Source organism: Coprobacillus sp. (assembly GCF_984815275.1).
The window spans coordinates 63,633-87,618 of record NZ_CFJNYH010000003.1 but is presented as its reverse complement, the minus strand read 5'-3'; the positions used below and the strand labels follow the sequence as shown (position 1 = coordinate 87,618).

The following is a 23,986-nucleotide window of genomic DNA, read 5'->3' as shown; positions in this document are numbered from 1 at the left end:
GACCCCCTATTTGTTTTCTACTTTTTTTATATCAAAATCACTAAGACCTCTTGAAATACCAGCTAAACCAGTACGTACAATCTCAACGATATTGAAACCATCTAACATGGCTAATAAGCCATTAATCTTACTGTGATCACCAGTGACTTCTACAACCAGTGAATCAGGTGATACATCTACAATTTTTGCTCTAAAGATATCTACTATTGAAACAATATCTGCTCTTGTTGATTGATCTGCTTCTACTTTCACCATCAATAATTCACGATATACTGAAGAGACACGTGGCAATGCAAATATTTCAATAACATCTTCTAACTTTCTTAACTGTTTCTCGATCTGTTCTAGAATCTGCTGATCGCCTTGAGCGACAACAGTCATACGAGAAACACCCTCTGTACTTGTTGGTCCAACAGTTAAACTATCAATGTTATAACCACGTCGAGCAAACAATCCACTGACACGTGTCAAAACACCCGAACTGTTATGAACAAGAATTGATAAAATGAGTTCTTCCATAATCTATCCTTCCTTTTTCATATATTTATGAATACGGTTCATTGCCGAAATCATTGCCTTAATTGTTGCAGTTGTAATGTCTGGATGAACACCGACTCCATATTCACACACTGCACTGCCTTTAGGTCGCAGTTGAATATAAGCGGCAGCTTTAGCAGAAGAACCAGCTGTTAAAGCATGTTCACTATAATTAATTAACTCAGTATACAAGAAATCCTCTTGTGAGTTAAAAGCATTCTTCACAGCATCAATTGGACCATTTCCATATCCAACTAAAGTTTTCATGACTCCACGATCTTCAATCGTGACTTCTGCTCTTCTTTCATATTCACCTTCATCACTGATATCAATTAATCTTTGTTTAATAAACTTATATGGTGTCTCATTATCAATATATTCTTTCTTGAAAGTATCATAGATTCTTTCAGGTGAGACTTCACCTTCTGTTTCACTAATATTTTGAATTGCTTTTGCAAAATCTGCTTGTAAGGCTTTTGGTAATTGATAACCAAAGACAGTATCCATCACAAATGCAACCCCACCTTTTCCTGATTGTGAATTAATACGAACAATTGGTTCATATTGTCTATTTAAATCAGCTGGATCAATTGGTAAGTATGGAACTTCCCAAAGTTCTTGACCTCTTTCGTGATAAGCATGCATTCCTTTATTAATAGCATCTTGATGACTACCCGAGAACGCTGTAAAGACAAGTTGTCCAGCATATGGATGACGTGGTGGAACTTCCATCTTTGTATCTTTTTCATAGATTGCTTTGATATGATTCATTTGACTTAATTCAAGTTCTGGATCAATTCCATGAGTATACATATTCAATGCTAAAGTAATCACATCAACATTTCCTGTTCTCTCACCATTTCCAAATAATGTTCCTTCTACTCTGTCTGCTCCTGCCAATAATCCAAGCTCAGTTGTCGCTACACCACAACCTCTATCATTATGTGGATGCAAACTGACAATAACACGTTCTCTGTCTTTAAAGTTCTTACACATCCATTCAATTTGATCTGCATAAACATTTGGTGTATCCATTTCAACAGTTGATGGTAAATTAATGATAACTTTATTATCAGGTGTTGCTCCCCATGTATCCATGACAGCTTCACAAATTTCTAATGCATAGTCTACTTCTGTTCCTGTAAAACTTTCTGGTGAATATTCTAAGATAACTTTTCCCTCAAATTCCTGAGATAATTCTTTGACTAATTTTGTTCCCTCAACAGCAATTTTCTTAATTTCTTCTTTTCCTTTTCCAAAGACAACGTCTCTTTGTAGAATTGAAGTTGAATTATAAATATGAACAATGGCTTTATCTAATCCTTTTAATGATTCAAATGTTCTTCTAATCAAATGTTCTCTTGCCTGTGTTAAAACCTGCACAGTCACATCATCAGGAATTAAATTTTCATCAATCAATAATCTTAAGAAATCATATTCAATTTGTGATGAAGATGGAAAACCAACTTCAATTTCCTTAAACCCTAAATCAACTAATAATTGAAACATCTCTACTTTTTCTTCGATTTTCATTGGTGTAATGAGTGCTTGATTACCATCACGTAAATCAACAGAACACCAAATTGGTGCTTTGACAATTTCATTGTCTGGCCAAGTACGATCTTTCAACTTCACTGTTTCAAACTTCTTATACTTTTTATAGTTCATGTTCTGCCTCCCTCTTCCCTATATAATAAAAAATCTCGTCTCCATCATGAAAGAAATTCATAATAGAGGACGAGAGTTACTCACTTCGTGGTTCCACCTCATATTTATTATTGCCTCACGACAATAACCTTATCAAGTACGCTTATTTATAAGTTCATACTCTAGCGTGATAACGGTCGCAAGTTCCGTAGCAGCTTACTCCTATTGTTTCAGTGCTCCACTCAAGGATGAGTTCAATAATGTATTCTCGACTTTTTTCACCAACCAAAGTCTCTCTATGCTTCATATCATTATTTACTATTTCCTATCTTTGTATTTCCTATAGGGTTGTTGCATATATCATATACTCTTTTCCATTTATAGTCAATAAGAATTTCAGTTTTTTGTTTGTGAATTTTTAGTTTTGGAAAATTGTATATATTATATTTTGGATTTTCACTAAATTATCTTAAAATTAGATATATACATATTTATATGAATAGACTTATTGATTATTTTGAATTATTTCATAAACTAAATTTTCATTACTTAATTTTTCAACATCCATTTCATCTTTATGAGTTTCTTTCCACTCATCAATCATTGAAATAGTCGTAATTGATATTTTGTAATGATCCTTTTGTAATACAAAGGTTGAAGAAATTGTTCCATCATACAGCTCTACACTATATCCCTCTTTTTCTAACATTTTCACATAATTATAAATCGAAGGAATTGATTCATCATGAGCATCTACTTCATCAATAGCTAAGCCAAAAACAAGCCTAGCATCCGTTTGATTAAGAATCATCACTTCTTGAGGTGATACTTTTAAATATGAAACAATGTTTTTCACTTCAGGAAACTTTACATAATTATCATTTTTAAATTCTTCAGTTTGAGATGTGACATTCTCGTTTGATAGTGGTGTCGTTGCATTCTCTTGTTTCTTTCCATTTGTGCACCCAGTTATAACAAACAAACATATCAATATAATTATCTTTTTCATAAAAAACCTCCTTTAGTTTCAGTATAACATATCATATTTAATTATTGAAATATGAGTTGTATCAATTTAATTAACTAATCACGAATATAATACTTACTCCTATTTATTTAATTATCAGTTTCTAAATATTTTCTCAGGATTTAGTTTTTTTACTATAACTATAGATAATGCTACCGTGCTTATAACAACAATACTAAACATTATAAATAAAAGAATAGATATATTACCCATACTGTCAATAAGGATATTCCCTTTAAAAATATATACTAATAAAAATGTAAGTATATATGATATGAGTATTTTAAATATAACATCTACTCCTAATATAAATATCATTTCTAAAGGCATAACACCATTTGTCATCAAAATTGTTAATTCTTTTTCTCTTTTCTTCATCATCCAATAACAAATATAGATAAATACCAAAGATATCAAAAGAATAGTCACTATTTTTTCCATTTCAAACATACTCATTGTTTCATATTTCATATTTAACAGTAATTGAGTATCTTGGAAATTCGAATTAATGCGGAGATTAGAATATTCATTGGCAACATAAGTTATGATATCGTCCAATGTATTTATATTATCACAAAAAATAACATAAGCACTTTTCACTGGTTCTACATTAGTTTTTTTTGCAAGTTCAGCCATATCATTATAATCCATTAGCATATAATCTAAATCATTACTATAAGCAGTTATTCTTCCAATAGACATAATGCCACTTATCTTAACAGATTTATTTAGATAGACTTTATGATTAAAAATAAATTGAGAGTATGTGGTATTTTTATTCAAGGATTCTACATTTTTATATATGCTATGATAAGAGGGGTATAAATGTCTTTCATCTTGGAAAGTCTGATATAATTTACCATTTAAACGATTTTCTTTATATAAAGGATATACATCTATCGTTTTATCATCAACTTGTACTTTTAAATCATAATAAGGATATATTTTTCTAACACCTTCTTGCTGTTCTAAATTTTTTATAACATCTTCATCAATAGGAGTCGCCTCATCATATACTCCAACCTTTTCCCCTACATCCTGACTTTCAATCATTATCTGATAATCTGCAATTTTATTAATTCTTTTATCAACATTATCTAAAGATTGCTGGAGAGTATGCTGAATTCCAAGAACACCTATACAACCTATTAATAAAATAAAAATCATTATAAAATTCATAAACTTTTCATTTATAAGATTATGCTTAATATAAAACCATAGAAATGACCAATTTTTTTTATAAGTTATAAAGTCTCTATCACAAGGTATATCATCTGCTTTCCTAATTTCAGAAATACCCTGATTATTCAATTCATAAATTTCATCAGCATATTCATTAGCAATATAACTATGACTTGCTATAATAATTGTACATTGATCCTGCTTCAATATTTCTTGCAACAACATAAAGATTTCTCTTTCATTAGTTTCATCTAATGCACTCGTTGGCTCATCTAAAATAAGAATTCTTGGTTTTTTTATCAAGGCACAAGCAATAGCCAATCGCTGTTTTTCTCCACCAGATAATGTATGGATTTTCTGTTCCAATGAATTATTGAGGTGAACATGATTTAATAATTTTAATAAATCTCGTTTATTTCCATTCCTATTTGACACATGACAGTAATACTGATAACATTCATAAATACTCATATTCTCAATTAAGCAAAAATCCTGAAAAACATAACCTATACTATACCTTCTTAAAGATGCTTTCTGTGTCGCTGAAAGAGCTGTTATATTTTTTTCATGATATATATATTCATAATCATTTTCTTTAGAAATTAATGCAAATTTATATAATAAAGTAGATTTCCCACTCCCACTCAATCCTCTGATTAGTGTAATCTTATTCTCAGGTATTTTAAGATTATCAATTTTGATAGAGCGTTTTGAAAACTTCATAAAAATATTCTTTAATTCAATCACCTTTATCACCACCAATCATTAATAACGGGAGAACAACTTCTATTATAAATGCCATAGCAAAACAGAAAATAAAAAATGACATATGAATTATAAACATATCTGAGTTAACAAAATAATAATAAACAAAAACAATAAATAGCATCAAAATCCAAGATAGTATTGTACATATAAATGCCTCATACATAAAATAAAAACTCAATATTTGCTTTGATTTTTTATATGTTAATCCTCTGTTTGTAAAAAATTTTATAAAATCAACATATTCTTTTTTCTGATTGAATTTCACTCCAAATAATAACATTAAAACAACACATATAATTAACCCTGATATTAAAAGAACGCCTTGATTCATATTTTGAGCAATCTCTACTTGTACTTCCTTATCAGAATATTCAGAATCTACTTTATACCCTAAAGATTCTATCTCTTCTTTAACTTTTGAGAAAGTATATTTATCATTTACCACAAATTGGTAATACGTGGGGTAAAAAGGCATATTGACAACCTCAGAACCATAATCTAATAATCCATCTTGCATGAGTAATGTATCTAGCTTTAACTCTTCTCTATATCTTTCTTCTATGCTTAATGGATAAAACAATGAAAAATCATTATCATTTTCTTTGCCTAATTGTAAATTTATTGGCTTATCATAAATACCTTTGATTTTCATTTTCATCTTAACATTTTTATAGATTACATCTTGAGCATCTTTTTCCATTCTCACATAAATAGGAATAGGGACATAAAATACTATTTCGGTTTTCTCATCAATATTTGATATAATTTCTTTATACTCACTTTGATCAATTTGAGGAATATCATATTCACCAGTTATTAAATAATATAGAAAATATGAATCTATATATATCCCTTCATTAACATCAATTTGATTTAAAAGATACTTATCTGAATATTCATATTCTTCATTATAAGTAGCAACACCATAAATATACTCATCATTTAAATTTCTATTAGCAAGAAGTTGTCCATTCTGATAAACTTCAAATTGATTTTCATTATTTTTTAATTCAACATGATAATTTATAATATAAGGCCATATACCCTCAATGTGAGTATTCTGTTTAATTGTTTGTAATTCTTCACTACCAATAGGTAATTGTTGACTATAATAATTTGTATCACTAGCTCTGTATAATATTCCTGCTTTATTAATTGTTGATAATTGATTTTGGTACTTGTTTATTACAGAATAACCATATAATATTGAAAAACAACTGAGTGCTATGGCAAATGCTACAAACCCAATCATGCATATTTTAAATATTCTTTTATGTTGAAACATTTGATAAATATATTGTAAGTAATGTTTCGAATTAACTCTAATAAAATGTTCTTCTTTGATTTTACTTACATTTTTTTTACACTGGATACAATTAAGAGTATGGTTATCTATTTGGTAGATGACATCAGCCTCATTTTTCATAAAATTATCATGAGTAAAAATAATGACAATATGACCTTGATGAGCATACTCTTTTAGTAGTTCAACAATAATTTGAGTATGATGTTTATCTAATGATGCAGTTGGTTCATCAAAGACAAGAATTTCAGGCTGATGGAGCATAGCTAATAAAATACTAACTCTAATCTTTTCTCCACCCGATAATTGTTGTGGGTATTCATTCATTACTTCTCTGATACCCAAACGATCAATATATTTATCTATATTGTATCCATTAAACATAGATTGACAAAGGGCAATATGATCCTCAATTCTTAAATCATCAATAAATGTTGGAATTTGGTTGACAATTCCCATTTTATCTCTTATAAAATCTTTTTGCTGGCAATCTGATAAAATAGTCATATTTTTATCATTATAATAATATTCACATTTTCCTCTATCTTGGAAAGTTATGATTTGATGTAGTGTAGATTTACCACTTCCACTCTTTCCTATAACAAGAGTTAATTCATTATGTTTAGCACTGAAATAAGCATGTTGATATATCATTTGATTTTCATAATTGACACATATATCTTTAAGTTCTAGCATTAGGTATCGCTCCTTTATTATAGCTATATTTTAGCAAAATTAAAAAGAGATGAACATGCTAAAATAGAACATCTCTTCCTTTTAAGGCAACATATCAGTTTTTTACATCTGCATTATATATAACTTATTAATTATTGGTTTTAGTATATTTATATATAAATAACATTTAAATTAAATCTTCTTTTTTAAAACAGCAAGTGACTTCCACACTCCTGAATTATAATCATTTGTGTAAATACTGACTGAAGTACGAATAGTCTCGTTTTGTAAATTTTCTTCAATATCTTTAATTTGTTTAGTTGATACATCATATTCATCTAAAATAATGACTGGATTTTCATCACCAATATTCCAACTTATACCTTTTACAGATAATATTTGTTTATCATCAGAATCATTTAATTTGAAGTCTATATAATATTGTGTCTCATACTTATTATTTTCCAATACCTTTTTTTCTATTTCTTTAGTTATTGGAATATCTATTTCTACGCTAGAAGACGCCCCTCCTACATACAATGGAAAATGAGTCTTTGAATCACTAATATTTACAAATATATTTTCTTTAACTGTATTTTTTGTTGAATCCGACTCAGTATTTTTCTTATTGGTTTGAGAAGAACATCCTCCAATCATTATAGAAATAAAACAAAGAGCTACCAATATTTTTCTCATTAACTTCCCCCCCTCTTAATTAATAAGCAATACTTTCTATGAGTTAATTTTTTCTGTCTTATCATAACTTTATTTGAACATCACACTTTTCTGCGAGGTGAGGATTATGTGTTACAATAACAATTGTTTTATCTGGTGTTAATCTTCTTAGAAGTTCATAAATCTTTTGACTATTTTCTTCATCCAAATTCCCTGTTGGTTCATCTGCTAAAATCAAATCACATTCTTTTAATAACAATCTTGCTATTGCTACTCTTTGTTGTTGTCCACCTGAAAGAGTATGAACTTTATGACTCAATTTATCACTAAGTCCAACTTGTTCAAGTACCTTGGTAATCAACTCTTCTTGCCTTAGTTTTGATTCATGACGTATTGGTATAATCAGATTATCTTTTACAGTTTCATTTTCCATTAATGCATAGTTTTGGAAAAGAAATCCAATTTTATTTTTATATAACATTCTTCTTTCCTTTTGTGTATATTTTTTTATATCTTTACCATATAATATCACTTCACCTTCATCATAATCTTCTAACATTCCAATTATATAAAGAAGGGTACTTTTACCACAACCAGATGCTCCCATAATTGAAATCATTTCCCCTTGCTCAATTACGAGATGAAAATCGTTGAAAACAATATGATCCTGAAAAGTTTTTTTTAGGTGATTTACTTCGACTATTTTCATAATTCTCCACTCCTTTCAAATAAATAAACCTGTTTATCAATCCTTTTCATAATCATATAAGCAATGAAATAATCAATAAACAAAACAACTATACAAAAAGGAATAAAATAACTATATCTAAAAATAATACACACAAATATCATCAAGGTATACAAGTATAATTGATATTCAAAATATGCACTATATTTATAAAATACAGATTCTCCATGAATTGTTAATATAAATATTTTTCGGAGATGATAATCTAAATAGATAGAAAGAAATTGATATATTAAAATAATTAATCCTATACATCCTATAATAAATCCAACTGCATATATCATTAACTCATGCTTTAACTGTTCTAAGTATATGATAAGATCATTTTCTACTTTTTCTACATTAATCCCCTCTGAATCAATTTGATTCTCTTGACACCATTTTTCGAATCCTTCCTCAAGATTCTCTGTACCTACATCTATAAGACAATATTCTAATGATATATATCCATCTACAATAATACAAGAATTTTTTATAAATCCGTTTCTACTTTTTATATATCCTGGCTGATAGGAATAGACTTCTTGATTATCCAAAATTGGAATGAATTCAAAATAATTCAAATCAGGATTTTTTTGAATAGATTTTACGCCAATATCATTCATCATTGATTCTGGGACATAAATAACTGGCTTTTCTTTATAATCACGGTTTGATTCATAAATCGGTTTTCCATGGATATCCAATATATTTTCCACTTCTAGATAATGAGGATTAACAATGATTGCATTTTCTAAATAATATAAAGGATCATATACATTTTCTTCTTCAAACAAGAACTTCATAGAATCATTATATCTCAATGCATTGATAGAAATAGCTTTATGGCTTTCCTCCAAGATTTTTGAAATTTTGCTTGAATATTCCATCATTTCTTCAGGACTACTTGAAACTTTTGTAGAATAACTTTCTAATCTCACCATCGTATTGACTTTATCTAATAATATTTGAGAATGTGTATACTCTTCAATAATGGAACATGTATATGTAAAAGAATGATATAGAAACAATATACTTAAAAATACAAAGACTCCTTTTAAAATAAAATGAAACCCAACAATAAATTGATAAGAATAACTCTTCTTTATTGATTGATATATTTTAATATTCTTTATTAAAATACCATATGTTATAGAGAAAAGTAACCATATCACAAAAACAATACAAATTATTATAAAACTAGTAGATAAATATACTTTCAACATTATACCAAGTGTTACAGGAATAATCATCGATAGCATATATAAAAATATAAATATAACTCCAAAAAGTGATGTTTCTCTTTTTAAATAGTTCCAATATATATACAAGGAAGAATCTCCATGAAATTTATATATTGAAATATAATTTTGTTTTTTAGATATATCTACAAATACTATTGTTATATATAACAAAATCATGAGAGAAATAATTATAAACGCTCTTTGTAAGATATATTTTTGTGAGGCTTCCTCTTGATTTAATAGACTCTCGTTATAATGTTCATCAACACTTACTGTTAAATAAGAAAATTCAGTTTGCAACTTATAAATAAATTTTTCAATATTATCATCACCAAAAGAATATATATATAAGTTACCATATAAATCATTATGAGCATCTAACTTATCAAGTGTTGAATACTGTATAGTATCATGATGATAATCAAATATATAATAGAATTGATATTTTTTGTTCATTTCAATTTCATTAAGAAAATTATCTTTACTATTAGATAAATAACTTTTAGTTACTAAGTCTTCATACAAATCATATTCAACTATAAAACTCTCTTGTTGACTTTGTTGAATTATAAATGCTAATAAATCATCCTTTTCTTCATGGGAAAGATTTCCAGGAATACTTATGTCATATCGCATTATATTATCATTAAAACCCTTTGAAGAATGAAACAATTTTGCTTGTGAGTTTGCTTTATCATAAATCAATAAAATAATTAGCAATGAAAATATAATTAATATAAATGTTTTTATCCTTTTCATATACATTTTATCACCCTTTTTATTATATATTTAAGATTTCTTCAAGTATAATAAACAGTATTAAAAAGCAAGGCTTACTTGCTTTTTAATATGGATTAACACTACTTGAATACTCATGTTTATGATTATTATCTACAGTTGTTGCTTTAGATACATATGCGTTTTGAAATCCATTATTTGAAACAAATTGCCCATGATATCTAACAATAACATAGCAATAAGCTTGTCTAGCACTATATCTAGTAGAATATGTCACTCTATTGGATGATGAATTCACATCTTTAAACTCTAATGTATTCCATGAATCAGAATAAAAATAATTTTGTGCTTTCGTTGTAATCGGTAGCAACATAACAAATAGCAAACAGAATATAGTAAGCATTTTTCTCATTCTTTTCATTTTCTTTCCCTTATTATATCATTTCTGATATCCTTTCCCTAGTATTTTCTAAACTTCAATAATTCTTTTATTTCATCACCTTGATACAAGCCTACTCTTGAAGCTCCACTTATTACTCCAACAACTACCATCAGCGACAAAAATGAGATTGACTTAATATATTTTAACTCCATGTTTTTTTAATACATGCTATTATTAATAAGATTACTGTCAGAATAACATATGTAAGAATATGAGGAAAACTATTCATATAAGAATAATTATAGGGATAATCTTATACTTTTTGTATTCTCTATTGTTTGATACTCTATTACTCATGAACTATAGAATATAACAAGTGCAAACATTTGAATATATATCATGAAATAATTATATATTTGATATGTTAACACATAGAAGACAAACAATATGGTATCAAACTTATATGGTTAAAATACGTTTGGCAATGGTATCCATTAATAGACTTCCTTATAACTTATAAAAATTCTTCTCATTTCTACTGTATGGAATAGTTACCCATTGACATGACTTTAAAATACATTTTATAATATTATTAATTTGTTTTATTTAAACTAACTCATGGGTATCATACCTCCTGTCTAAATTGATTTCCATAGCACAATATCTTTATTTCAAGATACTTGTTTTTATAAAAAATAACAAGATAGTAGATTAACTTTTTACATTAACGTTAAAAATATATGCATAATCGTATATAAGTCATTATTATTTTACTTTAATAGTACATAATTTCATCTCTATTTCATTATATTAAGCAATATATAGAAAATATAAATACTAAAAAAATAGATACCAGAAGGCATCTATCTATCAAAAGCCAATTCAATTAATTTATCAATAAGATCACTGTATGTTATACCAAAGTCCGCCATTAATTGAGGATACATAGAAATTTTTGTAAATCCTGGCATTGTATTGATTTCATTGAGATAAACTTTATTTGTTTTCTTATCTAGGAAAAAGTCTACACGTGATAATCCATGACCATCAATAGCTTTAAAAACTTTTAATGCATAGCTTCTTATCTCCTCTTGAATTTTTTCATCAACAAGTGCTGGTATACATGTTTGACTTTCTTCATCTTCATACTTAGATTCAAAAGTATAGAATTCACCATGTGGCATAATTTGCCCAACACGAGAAACAATTGGATCATCATTTCCTAATACTGCTGTTTCTAATTCAATACAATCAACACATTCTTCGATTACAACTTTTCTATCATATTGTGCAGCTTCTTCAAGTCTAGGCATTAATTCTTTTTCTTCATCTACACGATAACATCCAACACTTGAACCAGAATTACTTGCTTTTATAAAACAGGGATATCCGAGTTCTTTTTGAACAAACCCAGTTATATCTGTTGATTCATCAAATGTACTGTCTACAACAACCAAAGTTCCATCATAACGTTTCTTCACATATAGAGATTTAACTTGAGGAATTCCTACTGTTTCAAGAATTTTCTTTGTATATATTTTATCCATAGCAACACTTGATCCAAGGACTTTACATCCAACATAAGGGACCTCAGCGAGTTCAAGCAGACCCTGAATCGTTCCATCTTCCCCATACATTCCATGTAAAATAGGATAAACAACTTCTTGTTGTCTTAATAGTCCATAGACATCTTCTACTTTTACAGCACCTTCTAACCATGAATCTTTGACAAGATCATCTTGTGCCTGATTTAAAATATACCATGTTCCATCTTTTTCAATACCAGCTAAAGTTATATCATATTTTTCTTTGTTTATATTCTTGAGTACAGAAGTACAAGACATTCTTGAAATGATATGTTCTGTAGATTGTCCTCCACAAATGATCAATAATTTTTTCATTTATACTCTCTCCTTTAAATGTTCAACAACTTCTTTTAAGTGCATACCATTAGAACCTTTAATCAATATTGTATCTTCTGGTTCCAGCATTTCATCTAAATAAGTCATTAAAGCATGATTATCTTTAAAATGATAAGCATTTATCAAGCCTAAAGATTGTGCCTTTTCCACTATATAACAACTCGCTTCTCCAACACAAAGAAGTTCATCAATATTTTTTTCAACAACATAACTACCAACTTCTTCATGTAAAGCTTGTTCATATTCTCCTAGTTCTAACATATCTGCCAAGACTGCAATTTTTCTTTTTGGATACTGAGCTAAAACGGCTAAACTTGATTTCATTGAATCAAGATTGGCATTATATGTTCCATCTATCACTTTAATATTTTCTTTTAACTCAATCATATCCATTCTATTCTTAGTTAACTCAAAATGTTCCACTCCTGCAACACATAAATCCATATCAATATCTAAAGAAAGCCCTATAGCTATGGCTATTAAAGCATTGTAAACAAAATGCTCACCAGAAACTGGAACATGGACATGATATCGCTGACCTTGATAATCAATATCAAAATAAGAATCTTCTAATCTAAGCTCTACATTAATAGCTTTTAAATCGCAATCCTCATTTTGTCCAACTCTCAGCATGTGATAATTTTTTGAATTCACTGTATGAAGCATATCATTATCATCATTAATAACAAGAGTTCCATCTGACTTCAGTCCATTAACAATCTCCATTTTTGCTTGAAGAATTTTTTCTCTAGAACCAAGTTCACCAATATGAGCTGTTCCAATGTTCGTAATTGCTGCGACATCTGGTAAAGCAATCTGAGTTAAATGCTCAATTTCTCCAAGATGATTCATACCCATTTCTAAAATCATGACTTCTTCATTTTGAAGTCTTAAAATTGTTAAAGGGAGACCAATATGATTATTATAATTCCCTAATGTCTTTAATGTTTTATATTTTGTTGACACAACTGAATAAATCATGTCCTTTGTACTTGTCTTTCCAACACTTCCTGTAATTCCAACGACTTTTACTTGTCTATGCATTCTCAAATATTTAGCCATATCACTCATAGCCTGTAATGTATCCTTAACAAGAATTACATTTTTATCTGGATAATGAACCTTATGAGCAGTTATAATTGAACTTGCTCCCAAATTAAATGCCTGTGCTATATACTGATGACCATCTGCATTCTCTCCAACAAGTGGAATATACATATTACCACTTTCAATCTTTCTTGTATCTTGTGTAAATCCATTCACATCATATTCCATATCGCCACTTAAAAGTTGACCATTTGTCGCTTCTATAATTTCTTTAATCTGCATAATTATCCCTCATATTTAATATATGCACTATTATAGCACAGAATGCCAATACGTCCATAGCGATATTTTTCTTAAGAAAAAGAAAAAGCAACACTCATAAAGAGTGTGCTTGCTGATAATTCAATATTTCTAAATCCGTAATATCTTTTTTTATGCTTTGATAATATTTCATAGTTTGCTTTCCTGTTTCAGACATATAGGCATTATAATCAATCATTCCATTATAAATACCATAAAACTCATAAACATAAGCAGCACCACCTTGCTTCTGGATAGTCTGTTTAAACAAACGGATAATAGTTTGAAAAGATAATTGACTATCTACATACAAATAAATCTTAGGACCATTTTGTTTCATAATACCTATTGATGATATTTCTTGATAAGCAATATTTTGAATCCAATTCAATATTGTCTGATAACGCGTTGCAATTAAAACAATGACCATTAAATGAAATCTCCATTTTGTGATGAGAATAATTTTTGTGTATTTTGCCCATCAAAATCCATAATCATAAGATATTCATCTTTCTCAAAACTATTTTTTTGAACTTCTAAAATCAACTTATCTCCAATAATCTGAATACTCTCACATAATCCACTACTATAAATCTTTGTGTTTTCCTTTGTTTTCAAATTATATTTCATAACTTGAGAACTATTTGTATAAAAAATATACTCATCTGTTATATTCATCAGACCACCTGTGTTTTCAATCAAAACTTCTGTCTTTCGTGTTGCAATATCATAAACATTAATATTTGCTCCTGAAATACTTCCTGTTGCTTGTTTAGATAAAAAATAAAGTTTTTGATTCTGATAAATCAGATTATAATATTTTCCATTCAATACTTTTTCTTCACCCTTACCATCTAACCCAACAACATAGATACCATCTGTACTTGTATAATATATTTTATCTTCCAAAACATTTAAGTTATAAGCATTACGATTATTTAATCTTGTTTCTTTATTTGTTTTTAAATCATAGACATAAATTCTTTCTAAATCATCATCTTGTGCTTGATAGTATGCTTTATCGTCTTTTATTATTAAATAATAAATTTCTTTATTCAAAACAACCTTCTTATCTTTTCCATCAGTTGAAATACTACATAATTGTGAATCATCATTTGTAAAATAGATAGTATTACCTACAACATTAATATAATCACAATCGTCATTGATAATTGTCTTTCTATTTTCAAGTTTATTATCCATACTCACCAAGTGTCCTTGATCATTCACAACATAAATTATATCTTCATCTTGATAGACATGACCTTCTTGGTTAATATTTCCTGTATGAGTTGCAAAAGATGTCATTCCACCAATCTCCATTTTCTCTAAAGGTAAATCTTTAGGTTGATCTGTTGATTGTTGTCCACCACTTATATGATTACTTAAACTAGGTCCATGATAAATATAAACATATGCTACAGCTGTTAAAACAACCATAATAGATACAGCAATCACAAGAATATTTTTATTAACCTTTTTATTCACTTTAATTTCTTGAAAATCAACTTTTTCTTCTGGTTCATGATAACTTTCTGTATATGGAATATCGCTTAAAGGACGATAATATCCTTCTATATGGCTTTCCTGATAATTCTTAAGAACACTGCTTCCACAATGAGAACAGAATTTTGCACCACTGACTATTGGCTGATGACAATGAGGACATCGTTCTATTTTCATACCACACTGTGGACAAAAATTCATATCATCATTAACTTCACTTTTACATCTAGGACAAATCATATACTGCCTCCTTCATAATTCACACTCTATTGGGTATTATCCTCTTCATCTACAACTTTATAATCGACATCAATAATATCTGGATCAGATGATTGATGATTTTGATATGTTGTTTGTTGATTTTGATATGATGAATGTTGTTCATAATATGCTTGGTCTTCTTTTGATTGATGAGTACGTTTTCTTGATCTAAAGATAGCTTTTATAATCCAAAAAATAATTAATATTGGAAATAAATATATAAAAAATGGTAAAAAGAATCTTAATGCTAACATCAATAAAACCAGTACACAAAATAAATATATAAAACTATATCCCATAATTATTCTCCTTTTTTCATTTCATAGTTTATACAACAAATATAAACAACAAATGAACTTATTCATCAATATCATCATGCCATCTAAAAAGAATGTGAACAGGCACTTTTAACCCTTGTGCAAATTTTTCAACAACTTTTAATGTGACATTTCTTGTTCCTCTTTCTACATCTGATACATAATTCTTAGAAAGTTGACATCGAAATGCAAGTTCTTCTTGAGAAATATTTTGAATCAAACGTAATTCTTTTACTCTTCTTCCAAACTTTATATTAATATTTTCCATATCAATCATTCTCCATTTGCCTTATTTTTTGTGCTTCTTCTTTAATCTTTGCAAAACGATGATGTAATCCAGACTTACTAATTGTACGCCCTGTTTGCTGTAAATAAACATCAGCTAATTCATTAAGCGTTAATTCAGGATTTTCTAATCTTAATAATGCAACTTTTCTTGTCTTATCATCCAAGATTTCTACTCCTGCTTTATCAATAATATAAGCAATATCTTCAATTTGTGCTGTAGATGCACTCATTGCTTTCATTTCATTGGCTATATCACAATTATTCCAACGATTAACAGTGTTAGCCATCGAACGATCTATTCTTGTCATTTCAAAATCCATAACAGATTGAGAAGCACCAATCGCCCTTAAGAAATCACCTATTTTTTCTGCTGATTTCAAATAGACAATATATTTATTTCGACGTTTAATTATTTTTGCATTGAGTTCATATTGGTTCATAAGATCTTCAAGAAAAGCTGCAAATTCCTCTTCAGCCACACTCATTTCCAAATGATAATTAGATGTATCCGGATTATTTACACTTCCACAGGCTAAAAAAACACCAGCTAAATATGCCCGCCTTTGTGCATCTGTATTTAAAAGTTCCAGATTAGGAAGACTTTGTATTCCAATACCTTCCATCAAATGAAGATCTTCTAATATCTCTCTTGCTTTAGAAACAATTAAAATGTATACATTATTCTTTTTCAACTTCATTTTGCGTGACACTCTAAACTCAATATGAGGTTGATAGAGATCTTTTAAAAGCTTGTGCAGTTTTGAAGCAATCTTCGCATTTTCTGTGCGTAAGGTGAGTGATAATCCAGATTGATTCAAAGAAAGCGTACCAATAATTTTAATCATTGCACATAAAATTGCTTTTTCACAATGTGAATCAAAATCATTAAAAACAATTTCTTCTTTTACAACTCTAGAAAATGATATCACAATAACTCCCCTTTCTAATGATCAGCATCACGATGCCATTTATAAACTTGATAAAACTTTGCATAATGATCAGCAAAATAATTGGTTAATGTTACAGAGCGGTGTTGTCCACCAGTACAGCCAATTCCAATAATCATTTGCATTTTTCCTTCTTCTTCATATTTCTTTAACAGATAATCATAATATACAATTGTTTTCTCTATAAACTCCTGTGTTTCTGGTTGTTCCATAACATAATCATAAACAGCTTTATCATTTCCTGTTTGTGCTCTTAACTCCTCAATATAGAAAGGGTTTGGCAAGAACCTAACATCTAATAAAAGGTCAGCATCTTTAGGAACTCCATGTTTGTATCCAAATGATACAAATGAAACACGGAATGTATCTTGATTTCCTTTATGAAAGTAGATTTCTAATTTATCTTGTAATTTTATTGGTTTCAGTAATGTTGTATCGATAATAATATTGGCTAATTTACTAATAGGATCAGCCATTTCACGTTCAAACTGAATCGCCTCTGTTAAGGAAGAAGCCACATTTCCAATCATTAATGGATGTGAACGCCTTGTTTGTTTATAACGTGATAATAAAACTTCATCTTCACAATCTAAAAAGATTACTGTTAAATCAACCCAATCCATATTTGAAAAAACACGGACAGCAAGAATGGCATCTCCCAATGAAACAGCCATAGCAACTTTTGAATACTTTGTTGATGTACGCAATAAGTCTCCAAATTCTTTTAACAGTGCTACTGGATAATTATCTATGCAGCGATACTCCATATTTTCAAAGATAGCCATAGCTTGAGTTTTTCCTGCACCTGACATCCCTGTAACAATGACAACTTCTATTTTATCCATACCTCTTCCTCCTTTGTTAATACTATACCAAATTTCCTATCATAAGTGTACCCTTTTTTAAACTTTCCTTCATTTAACACAAAAGGAAGATTCTCATCTTCCTACTTTAATAATGATGCAATATATTGTCCAGCAATAGCACCATCATTTGCTGCTGTAATAACTTGACGTAAATTCTTCTCTGTAACATCTCCACCTGCAAAAATACCTTTCACACTTGTTTCCTGATTTTCGTCAACTTCAATATATCCTCTTTCATTAACTATTGCTAAGTCTTTTACAAAACCACTGATTGGATCCAAACCTATAAATGGGAATATTCCATCTGTAGGAATTAAAGACAACTCTCCTGTCTTGGAATCTTCTATAACCAAACCACTCACCTTATTATCATGTGATTTAACTGAAGATGGCTTCTTGAGATAGTGCATTTCAATATTTTCTTTTTGCTTTAATTTATCAATAAGATATTGATCTGCTCTTAAAACATCACGACGCACAATCACATGAACCTGCTTAACAATATCACTTAAATAAATAGCTTCTTCGATTGCTGAATTTCCACCACCAACAACACAAACTGTCTTATTTTTAAAGAATGGTCCATCACAAACAGCGCAATAAGAAACACCACGTCCACTCATTTCATCTTCACCGGGAATATTCATCTTTCTTTCTTTTGTTCCAGTTGCAATAAAAACATATTTACCATCATATTGCTGGTCAGCAGTATGAACAATTTTATGTTCTCCCTTGTCTTCAATATGAGTTACTTCACCATATTCATACTTAGCACCAAATGATAAGCATTGTTCATACATTGAATATGCTAACTCAGGTCCTTTTTTCATCATACCTGGATAATTTTCAATTTCAGCAGTCAGGTTTAATTTTCCACCTGGTGCCCCTCCATCTAAGACAATAACACTTGCACCTGCACGTGTTGCATATAAAGCCGCTGTCAACCCAGATGGTCCAGCTCCAATAACAATTAAATCTACCATTCTAATCAATCCTCTCTATTAACTTTAATATATCATCCATACGATCAATCATGAAATCTGGATGCAATGATTCCATAGCACTTGTTCCTTTTGGTGACCACTTCACGCCTGCTGTATAAATTTCAGCATTTTTTCCTGCCTGAATATCTGTTTGATTATCACCAACATATATGGCATTTGAACACTTCATAGTCTCCATTGCCTTTTTAATTCCTTCAGGATCTGGTTTTACATTCTTAACATCTTCCATACCCAAAACAATATCAAAATATTTTGTTATATCAAAAAGTTCTAAACCTAGATAAGCTGCATGTGTTGATTTTGTTGTGACAACAGCTAAAGGATAATTATCCTTTTTCAAGCTTTCTAAAGTTTCTTTTACTGTTGGATATATTGTTACATAGTCCTCATGATGCGCATGATTATACTCACGATAATATTCAATGAGTTCTTCAATCATATTTTCAGGAAAATATCTTTCAAACGTTGCTGTTAATGTAGGTCCTAAAAAAGATAAGTGCTCTTCCTTACTTAAAGTATATCCAGGTTTATATTTTTCAAAAACATGTTCAAATGTTTTTTGAATTAATAAATCAGTATTTAATAATGTTCCATCTAAATCAAATATAATAGCCAAAGCTTTTTTCATAATGACCTCCTTTTTGTATTATAACACACTCATGCTCCACACGTTAATATTATGCTTGATATTTCATACTTTATAAGTATATCATATAAGAAAAAGGAAATGAGGAATATTATGATTAAAAAGATAACGACTTATATAACACCTTTTCAATTAGAACGAACGCTTCATATTGCATTACCAGATAACTATTATGAAACACAAGTTCATTATCCTGTTATGTATATGTATGATGGACATAATTTATTTCAAGATCATGATGCGACTTATGGAAAGTCATGGGGACTTGAAGACTTTCTAAATGATTATGATAAACCTTTTATTATTGTTGGAATTGAGTGTAATCATGAAGGACAGGAAAGATTAAATGAGTTTTCTCCTTATACATTTGACAATTCCTATTTTGGTCATATCAATGGTAAAGGAGAAATATTAATGGATTGGGTTATTGAAGAATTAAAACCTTTCATTGATGAACACTACCGTACAATACCATTTCGTGAATGCACCGGCATTGGTGGAAGCTCAATGGGTGGACTCATGGCACTTTATACAGTTATTAAGTACAATATATATTTTTCAAAAGCTGCTTGTCTGTCCTCAGCAATTTCAATGTGCATGCCCCAGCTGAAAAACGAGTTGCAGGAAGCATTTATTGATTCTGATACACGAGTCTATATGAGTTTTGGTACAAAAGAAGTCAGAGGGAAAAAGGGAATTGAATTAATGAAAAACAATTTAAATGAAATTGAAAAACAATTTTACTTAAGGGGTGCTTCCTTTCACTTGAACATTATAAAAAATGGACAACATAATGAAGCATCTTGGGAAAAAGAGAATAAAGTCTATTTTGACTATTTATGGAAGTAAGCTTTTTTATCAAATGGCTTGCTTTTTTTAGAGAGAAATGATATTTTATATCACAGTTAGCACTGACTAACAAAAGGAGGAAATAAATGAAAATAGTATATGCGTCAAGAACTGGTCATGTTGAAATCTTGATGAACAAATTAAATATAAATAATCCAACTCGTATTATGAGTGGTGATGAAAAAGTGGATGAGGATTTCTTATTATTCACATATACTGATGGATATGGTGATATCCCCGCAGAAGTTGAAACTTTCTTAGAGCATCATGTATCTTATATTAAAGGAGTTATTGCTAGCGGTGATACAGGTTATGGTGAAGCTTTTGCACAATCTGGAAATAAAATTAGTGAAGCATATAATGTTCCTTATTTATATAAAATTGAAAATGAAGGAACAGAACAAGATATTATTGCAATTCAAAAAATATTAACTGAATTCTAAAAACAATGGTTACCCATTGTTTTTTTAGTCTATTATCTTTTTTATATTTTCAATAAATATTTCCATTTGTTCTTGAGTACCAATTGTAACACGTAGATATTGGTCAATTCTTGGTTTTTTAAAATAACGTACCAGAATGCCATTCTCTCTTAATTTTTTAAATATTTCTTCAGCATCTTTTTGAGGGTGTTTGATAAAAATAAAATTAGCATAAGAATCTGGCATCTCAAAACCTAAATTCTTAAGTTCTCTTTTTGTATATTCTCTTGTTTCTATAATTTTTCGTGCATTGTCCTTAATATAGAAACTATCGTCTATACTTGCCTTTCCAATCACTTGTGCCAAGCTATCTATTGGATAAGAATTAAAAGAATTTTTAACATCATATAGCTTTGCAATGATTTCTTGGTTTCCTAAAGCAACACCTAAGCGAATACCAGCTAGAGATCTAAATTTAGAAAAAGTCTGTGTAATTAACAGATGAGGGTATTTTTCTAGTAGTGTGACTGCACTTTCTCCTCCAAAATCAATATAAGCTTCATCAACAACGACAATACTGTTTTGATTATGCTTTAAGATATCTTCTATAAAATCAAGTGAAACCAAAAGACCTGTAGGTGCATTAGGATTAGGAAAAATAATCCCAGAATTTTCTTTATAATAATCTTCTTTGATAATTTCAAAATGTTCATTTAATGGAATCATTTCATAATTCAAATCATAAAGTTCGCAATATACAGGATAAAATGAATAACTGATATCTGGAAATAAAACAGGAGCCTGACCATTAAAACAAGTTAAGAAAATAAGTGCCAAAACTTCATCTGAACCATTTCCTAAAAAGACTTGTTCATCTTTGAGACCATGATACTGAGCAAGACTATGTTTTAAATCATCAGCATCAGGATTAGGATACAATGATAAGATAGCAGCATCAAAATCACTGATTGCTGAAATCACTTTTTCACCTGGATGATAAGGATTTTCGTTGGTATTTAATTTAATCAAATTCTTGATCTTTGGTTGTTCTCCAGCCTGATATGGTTCTACATTTCTTAATTTTTCTTGCCAACTCATTCTCTTTTTCCTCCTAACATATCATCTATGACATCATAAACATAATTCACTTTTTTATCAGCATGCTGATAAATAGTGGACGAAACATGCTGAAACGTATATGCGTGGTCTGAGACTTCAAACATTGAAATATCATTAAATGAATCTCCAATACAATATGTCTCAACCTTTTCGTTCAACAATTCTTTAAGAACTGTAATACCAGTGCCTTTACTACAGCCACTTGCTGTAATATCTAAATAATGTGTATTTAATGTTCCAACTGCATATTGACTAAAGTTATCTTGAATATACTTTTGAATCTTTAAAATATCTCTATCACCTTCATCCACTTGATGTACTGCAATGATATCAAATTCATCTACTTGAAGATATGCTTCTTGAAAACAAACATCATGAATTTCTCTATTTCCACCTGATGAATGTTCATAAGTTTGACCATTACAATGTCCTAAAGTCCTTTTTCCATCATAAAAGAAAACAAATAAGTTTGTAAAGTTCATTGCATATTCTATAATTTTCCTACCAACATGCTGAGGAATAATTTTCTTAAAAAGTTCTTTTCCCTCTTTATTTACAATATGAGCACCATTATTTAAAATTAAATAATCATATGGGAAGTGATGACGATCTATACAATAATATGCTTCTTGAAAATTTCTACCTGTATTAAAAGCAATCAAATGACCTTGTTTCTTTAATTCTTCTAACATCTCTTTATCATGTTCATGTTTCATTTCATTGAAATCTATAATTGTCCCATCCATATCACTAAATAACATCTTTATCATATAACTTCCCCCTTATTGACTTATTACTATTATACTTAAAAATAATAACTTGTCATTATATTTCCGTATAAGAAAAGCCAGCAACGCTAGCTTTTCTTAAATATGATAATATTCAGACATTATTTTTTGATTCCAAGCATCTCCTTCATCAACATTAGCACTAAGGAAAACAGGTGGTTCAATTCCTACTTCAGCAAGTTTTTGAGCTATAAGCATGGATAAAGTTTGAGCCATAAACATTCCTATCAAACTAGAACTTGCCCCCATCTGTCCTTTTACACCTTTCACCTCCATCATAGCATCACCAACAACACCACAATTATCAATAACATAATCACAAACTTGATAGAGTTTAAGACCACGACTATGACGACTTGTTACAACCTGAGAATGTTTTAAATTGGTAAAGGCAATTGTGCACATCCCCAATTCATGACATGCCATAGCAAGTTCAACTGGCATAGCATTTCGTCCTGAATTAGACGAAATGAGAATAATATCTTTATCTTTGAATCCGTACTGCATCATAATCACATGTGCATATTCAGCAATTCTTTCAATTTGAGTTGACTTTAATGGGTGTTCTCCTAACGTCAATTCCATTGGAGCAATAAGTTGAACACAAGCAAGCCCCCCTGCTCTCGCATAGAACTCCTCACCTACCATATGTGAATGACCCGTTCCAAACACAAAGAATCTTCCACCCTCTTTAATTCTATCAACAATTATGTCCGCAACAGTCTTCATATTTTCTGATTGGGTTTCTGTAAATAAATTTAAAATTTCAATCATTTTTTGAGCGAATTGTTCTTGCATA

Annotated in this window: 24 protein-coding genes and 1 other annotated feature; of the genes, 2 read left to right on the top strand and 22 right to left on the bottom strand. The window is 29.4% G+C overall.

All coding sequences use genetic code 11. The features are described 5' to 3' along the window. Positions 1-6: 6 nt before the first annotated feature. From ilvN to ppaX, 19 genes are all read right to left on the bottom strand, one after another. Entirely contained in the window at positions 7-519 is a 513-nt protein-coding gene (ilvN, locus tag AC5M21_RS02260; RefSeq protein ID WP_008790083.1) for an acetolactate synthase small subunit, read from the bottom strand. Positions 520-522: 3 nt separating this feature from the next. After that, positions 523-2,205: a 2-isopropylmalate synthase gene (gene leuA / locus AC5M21_RS02255; RefSeq protein WP_008790084.1), complete on the bottom strand. Its 1,683-nt coding sequence runs from the start codon at positions 2,203-2,205 to the stop codon at positions 523-525. Between the two features lie 62 nt (positions 2,206-2,267). Continuing rightward, positions 2,268-2,525: a binding site (T-box leader), on the bottom strand. Positions 2,526-2,689: 164 nt separating this feature from the next. After that, the gene (locus AC5M21_RS02250) at positions 2,690-3,193 is read right to left on the bottom strand and encodes a hypothetical protein (RefSeq protein ID WP_008790085.1); all 504 of its coding nucleotides are present in this window, start codon (positions 3,191-3,193) and stop codon (positions 2,690-2,692) included. Between the two features lie 114 nt (positions 3,194-3,307). Beyond that, positions 3,308-5,140, bottom strand: a complete 1,833-nt coding sequence (locus AC5M21_RS02245) for an ABC transporter ATP-binding protein/permease (protein ID WP_008790086.1) — start codon at positions 5,138-5,140, stop codon at positions 3,308-3,310. Beyond that, the gene (locus AC5M21_RS02240) at positions 5,133-7,160 is read right to left on the bottom strand and encodes an ATP-binding cassette domain-containing protein (protein WP_008790087.1); all 2,028 of its coding nucleotides are present in this window, start codon (positions 7,158-7,160) and stop codon (positions 5,133-5,135) included. Before AC5M21_RS02240 ends, AC5M21_RS02245 begins: the two co-directional genes overlap by 8 nt. Positions 7,161-7,331: 171 nt before the next feature. After that, positions 7,332-7,835: a hypothetical protein gene (locus AC5M21_RS02235; RefSeq protein ID WP_008790088.1), complete on the bottom strand. Its 504-nt coding sequence runs from the start codon at positions 7,833-7,835 to the stop codon at positions 7,332-7,334. A 61-nt stretch (positions 7,836-7,896) separates the two neighbouring features. Further along, positions 7,897-8,523: an ABC transporter ATP-binding protein gene (locus AC5M21_RS02230; protein WP_008790089.1), complete on the bottom strand. Its 627-nt coding sequence runs from the start codon at positions 8,521-8,523 to the stop codon at positions 7,897-7,899. Next, positions 8,520-10,544, bottom strand: a complete 2,025-nt coding sequence (locus AC5M21_RS02225; protein ID WP_302280513.1) for a bacteriocin-associated integral membrane family protein — start codon at positions 10,542-10,544, stop codon at positions 8,520-8,522. The genes AC5M21_RS02230 and AC5M21_RS02225 overlap by 4 nt, the downstream gene beginning before the upstream one ends. Before the next feature lie 85 nt (positions 10,545-10,629). Next, positions 10,630-10,944 carry a hypothetical protein gene (locus AC5M21_RS02220; protein ID WP_302280512.1) on the bottom strand — a complete coding sequence of 105 codons (315 nt, stop codon included), beginning with the start codon at positions 10,942-10,944 and terminating at the stop codon, positions 10,630-10,632. An 824-nt stretch (positions 10,945-11,768) separates the two neighbouring features. After that, on the bottom strand, positions 11,769-12,806 hold the full coding sequence (locus AC5M21_RS02215) for a D-alanine--D-alanine ligase family protein (protein WP_302378327.1): 1,038 nt from the start codon (positions 12,804-12,806) through the stop codon (positions 11,769-11,771). Then, positions 12,807-14,156 carry a UDP-N-acetylmuramoyl-tripeptide--D-alanyl-D-alanine ligase gene (locus AC5M21_RS02210; protein WP_302280509.1) on the bottom strand — a complete coding sequence of 450 codons (1,350 nt, stop codon included), beginning with the start codon at positions 14,154-14,156 and terminating at the stop codon, positions 12,807-12,809. 94 nt (positions 14,157-14,250) lie between these two features. Next, positions 14,251-14,604, bottom strand: a complete 354-nt coding sequence (locus tag AC5M21_RS02205; RefSeq protein ID WP_008790094.1) for a hypothetical protein — start codon at positions 14,602-14,604, stop codon at positions 14,251-14,253. Continuing rightward, positions 14,604-15,920, bottom strand: a complete 1,317-nt coding sequence (locus AC5M21_RS02200; RefSeq protein WP_008790095.1) for a DUF5050 domain-containing protein — start codon at positions 15,918-15,920, stop codon at positions 14,604-14,606. The genes AC5M21_RS02205 and AC5M21_RS02200 overlap by 1 nt, the downstream gene beginning before the upstream one ends. Before the next feature lie 26 nt (positions 15,921-15,946). Beyond that, a complete protein-coding gene (locus AC5M21_RS02195) occupies positions 15,947-16,240 on the bottom strand; it encodes a DUF4834 family protein (RefSeq protein ID WP_008790096.1) in 294 nt (97 codons plus the stop codon). A 58-nt stretch (positions 16,241-16,298) separates the two neighbouring features. After that, positions 16,299-16,526, bottom strand: a complete 228-nt coding sequence (locus tag AC5M21_RS02190; RefSeq protein ID WP_008790097.1) for a helix-turn-helix domain-containing protein — start codon at positions 16,524-16,526, stop codon at positions 16,299-16,301. Between the two features lies 1 nt (position 16,527). Continuing rightward, positions 16,528-17,475 carry a DNA-binding protein WhiA gene (gene whiA / locus AC5M21_RS02185; protein WP_008790098.1) on the bottom strand — a complete coding sequence of 316 codons (948 nt, stop codon included), beginning with the start codon at positions 17,473-17,475 and terminating at the stop codon, positions 16,528-16,530. Positions 17,476-17,489: 14 nt separating this feature from the next. Continuing rightward, on the bottom strand, positions 17,490-18,338 hold the full coding sequence (gene rapZ / locus AC5M21_RS02180) for an RNase adapter RapZ (RefSeq protein WP_278666057.1): 849 nt from the start codon (positions 18,336-18,338) through the stop codon (positions 17,490-17,492). 101 nt (positions 18,339-18,439) lie between these two features. Beyond that, positions 18,440-19,342 (bottom strand): thioredoxin-disulfide reductase, encoded by a 903-nt coding sequence (gene trxB / locus AC5M21_RS02175; protein ID WP_117769013.1) that lies wholly within the window; start codon positions 19,340-19,342, stop codon positions 18,440-18,442. A 1-nt stretch (position 19,343) separates the two neighbouring features. Beyond that, positions 19,344-19,991, bottom strand: coding sequence for a pyrophosphatase PpaX (ppaX, locus tag AC5M21_RS02170; protein WP_008790101.1), 648 nt, complete (start codon positions 19,989-19,991; stop codon positions 19,344-19,346). A 111-nt stretch (positions 19,992-20,102) separates the two neighbouring features. Here ppaX and AC5M21_RS02165 point away from each other — a divergent pair, with 111 nt between their 5' ends. Continuing rightward, entirely contained in the window at positions 20,103-20,858 is a 756-nt protein-coding gene (locus AC5M21_RS02165) for an alpha/beta hydrolase (protein ID WP_008790102.1), read from the top strand. An 86-nt stretch (positions 20,859-20,944) separates the two neighbouring features. Next, positions 20,945-21,301, top strand: coding sequence for a class Ib ribonucleoside-diphosphate reductase assembly flavoprotein NrdI (gene nrdI / locus AC5M21_RS02160; RefSeq protein ID WP_008790103.1), 357 nt, complete (start codon positions 20,945-20,947; stop codon positions 21,299-21,301). A 24-nt stretch (positions 21,302-21,325) separates the two neighbouring features. Here nrdI and hisC read toward each other — a convergent pair whose 3' ends face one another. The 3 genes from hisC to AC5M21_RS02145 all read right to left on the bottom strand — a co-directional run bounded on the left by hisC (position 21,326) and on the right by AC5M21_RS02145 (position 23,985). Further along, positions 21,326-22,378, bottom strand: coding sequence for a histidinol-phosphate transaminase (hisC, locus tag AC5M21_RS02155; RefSeq protein ID WP_008790104.1), 1,053 nt, complete (start codon positions 22,376-22,378; stop codon positions 21,326-21,328). Beyond that, on the bottom strand, positions 22,375-23,169 hold the full coding sequence (locus tag AC5M21_RS02150) for an HAD-IIB family hydrolase (RefSeq protein WP_008790105.1): 795 nt from the start codon (positions 23,167-23,169) through the stop codon (positions 22,375-22,377). The genes hisC and AC5M21_RS02150 overlap by 4 nt, the downstream gene beginning before the upstream one ends. 96 nt (positions 23,170-23,265) lie before the next feature. Next, on the bottom strand, positions 23,266-23,985 hold the full coding sequence (locus tag AC5M21_RS02145) for an SIS domain-containing protein (RefSeq protein ID WP_008790106.1): 720 nt from the start codon (positions 23,983-23,985) through the stop codon (positions 23,266-23,268). Position 23,986: the final 1 nt, after the last annotated feature.

Coding starts and splice junctions, on each gene's coding strand:
- AC5M21_RS02215 (WP_302378327.1), bottom strand. CDS start 12,806: ATGAAAAAATTATTGATCATTTGTGGAGGACAATCTACAGAACATATC.
- AC5M21_RS02200 (WP_008790095.1), bottom strand. CDS start 15,920: ATGATTTGTCCTAGATGTAAAAGTGAAGTTAATGATGATATGAATTTT.
- ilvN (WP_008790083.1), bottom strand. CDS start 519: ATGGAAGAACTCATTTTATCAATTCTTGTTCATAACAGTTCGGGTGTT.
- AC5M21_RS02220 (WP_302280512.1), bottom strand. CDS start 10,944: ATGAAAAGAATGAGAAAAATGCTTACTATATTCTGTTTGCTATTTGTT.
- AC5M21_RS02250 (WP_008790085.1), bottom strand. CDS start 3,193: ATGAAAAAGATAATTATATTGATATGTTTGTTTGTTATAACTGGGTGC.
- AC5M21_RS02210 (WP_302280509.1), bottom strand. CDS start 14,156: ATGCAGATTAAAGAAATTATAGAAGCGACAAATGGTCAACTTTTAAGT.
- AC5M21_RS02230 (WP_008790089.1), bottom strand. CDS start 8,523: ATGAAAATAGTCGAAGTAAATCACCTAAAAAAAACTTTTCAGGATCAT.
- nrdI (WP_008790103.1), top strand. CDS start 20,945: ATGAAAATAGTATATGCGTCAAGAACTGGTCATGTTGAAATCTTGATG.
- AC5M21_RS02205 (WP_008790094.1), bottom strand. CDS start 14,604: ATGGTCATTGTTTTAATTGCAACGCGTTATCAGACAATATTGAATTGG.
- AC5M21_RS02150 (WP_008790105.1), bottom strand. CDS start 23,169: ATGATAAAGATGTTATTTAGTGATATGGATGGGACAATTATAGATTTC.
- ppaX (WP_008790101.1), bottom strand. CDS start 19,991: ATGAAAAAAGCTTTGGCTATTATATTTGATTTAGATGGAACATTATTA.
- AC5M21_RS02195 (WP_008790096.1), bottom strand. CDS start 16,240: ATGGGATATAGTTTTATATATTTATTTTGTGTACTGGTTTTATTGATG.
- AC5M21_RS02145 (WP_008790106.1), bottom strand. CDS start 23,985: ATGCAAGAACAATTCGCTCAAAAAATGATTGAAATTTTAAATTTATTT.
- AC5M21_RS02165 (WP_008790102.1), top strand. CDS start 20,103: ATGATTAAAAAGATAACGACTTATATAACACCTTTTCAATTAGAACGA.
- leuA (WP_008790084.1), bottom strand. CDS start 2,205: ATGAACTATAAAAAGTATAAGAAGTTTGAAACAGTGAAGTTGAAAGAT.
- AC5M21_RS02225 (WP_302280513.1), bottom strand. CDS start 10,544: ATGAAAAGGATAAAAACATTTATATTAATTATATTTTCATTGCTAATT.
- AC5M21_RS02240 (WP_008790087.1), bottom strand. CDS start 7,160: ATGCTAGAACTTAAAGATATATGTGTCAATTATGAAAATCAAATGATA.
- AC5M21_RS02235 (WP_008790088.1), bottom strand. CDS start 7,835: ATGAGAAAAATATTGGTAGCTCTTTGTTTTATTTCTATAATGATTGGA.
- trxB (WP_117769013.1), bottom strand. CDS start 19,342: ATGGTAGATTTAATTGTTATTGGAGCTGGACCATCTGGGTTGACAGCG.
- AC5M21_RS02190 (WP_008790097.1), bottom strand. CDS start 16,526: ATGGAAAATATTAATATAAAGTTTGGAAGAAGAGTAAAAGAATTACGT.
- hisC (WP_008790104.1), bottom strand. CDS start 22,378: ATGAGTTGGCAAGAAAAATTAAGAAATGTAGAACCATATCAGGCTGGA.
- rapZ (WP_278666057.1), bottom strand. CDS start 18,338: ATGGATAAAATAGAAGTTGTCATTGTTACAGGGATGTCAGGTGCAGGA.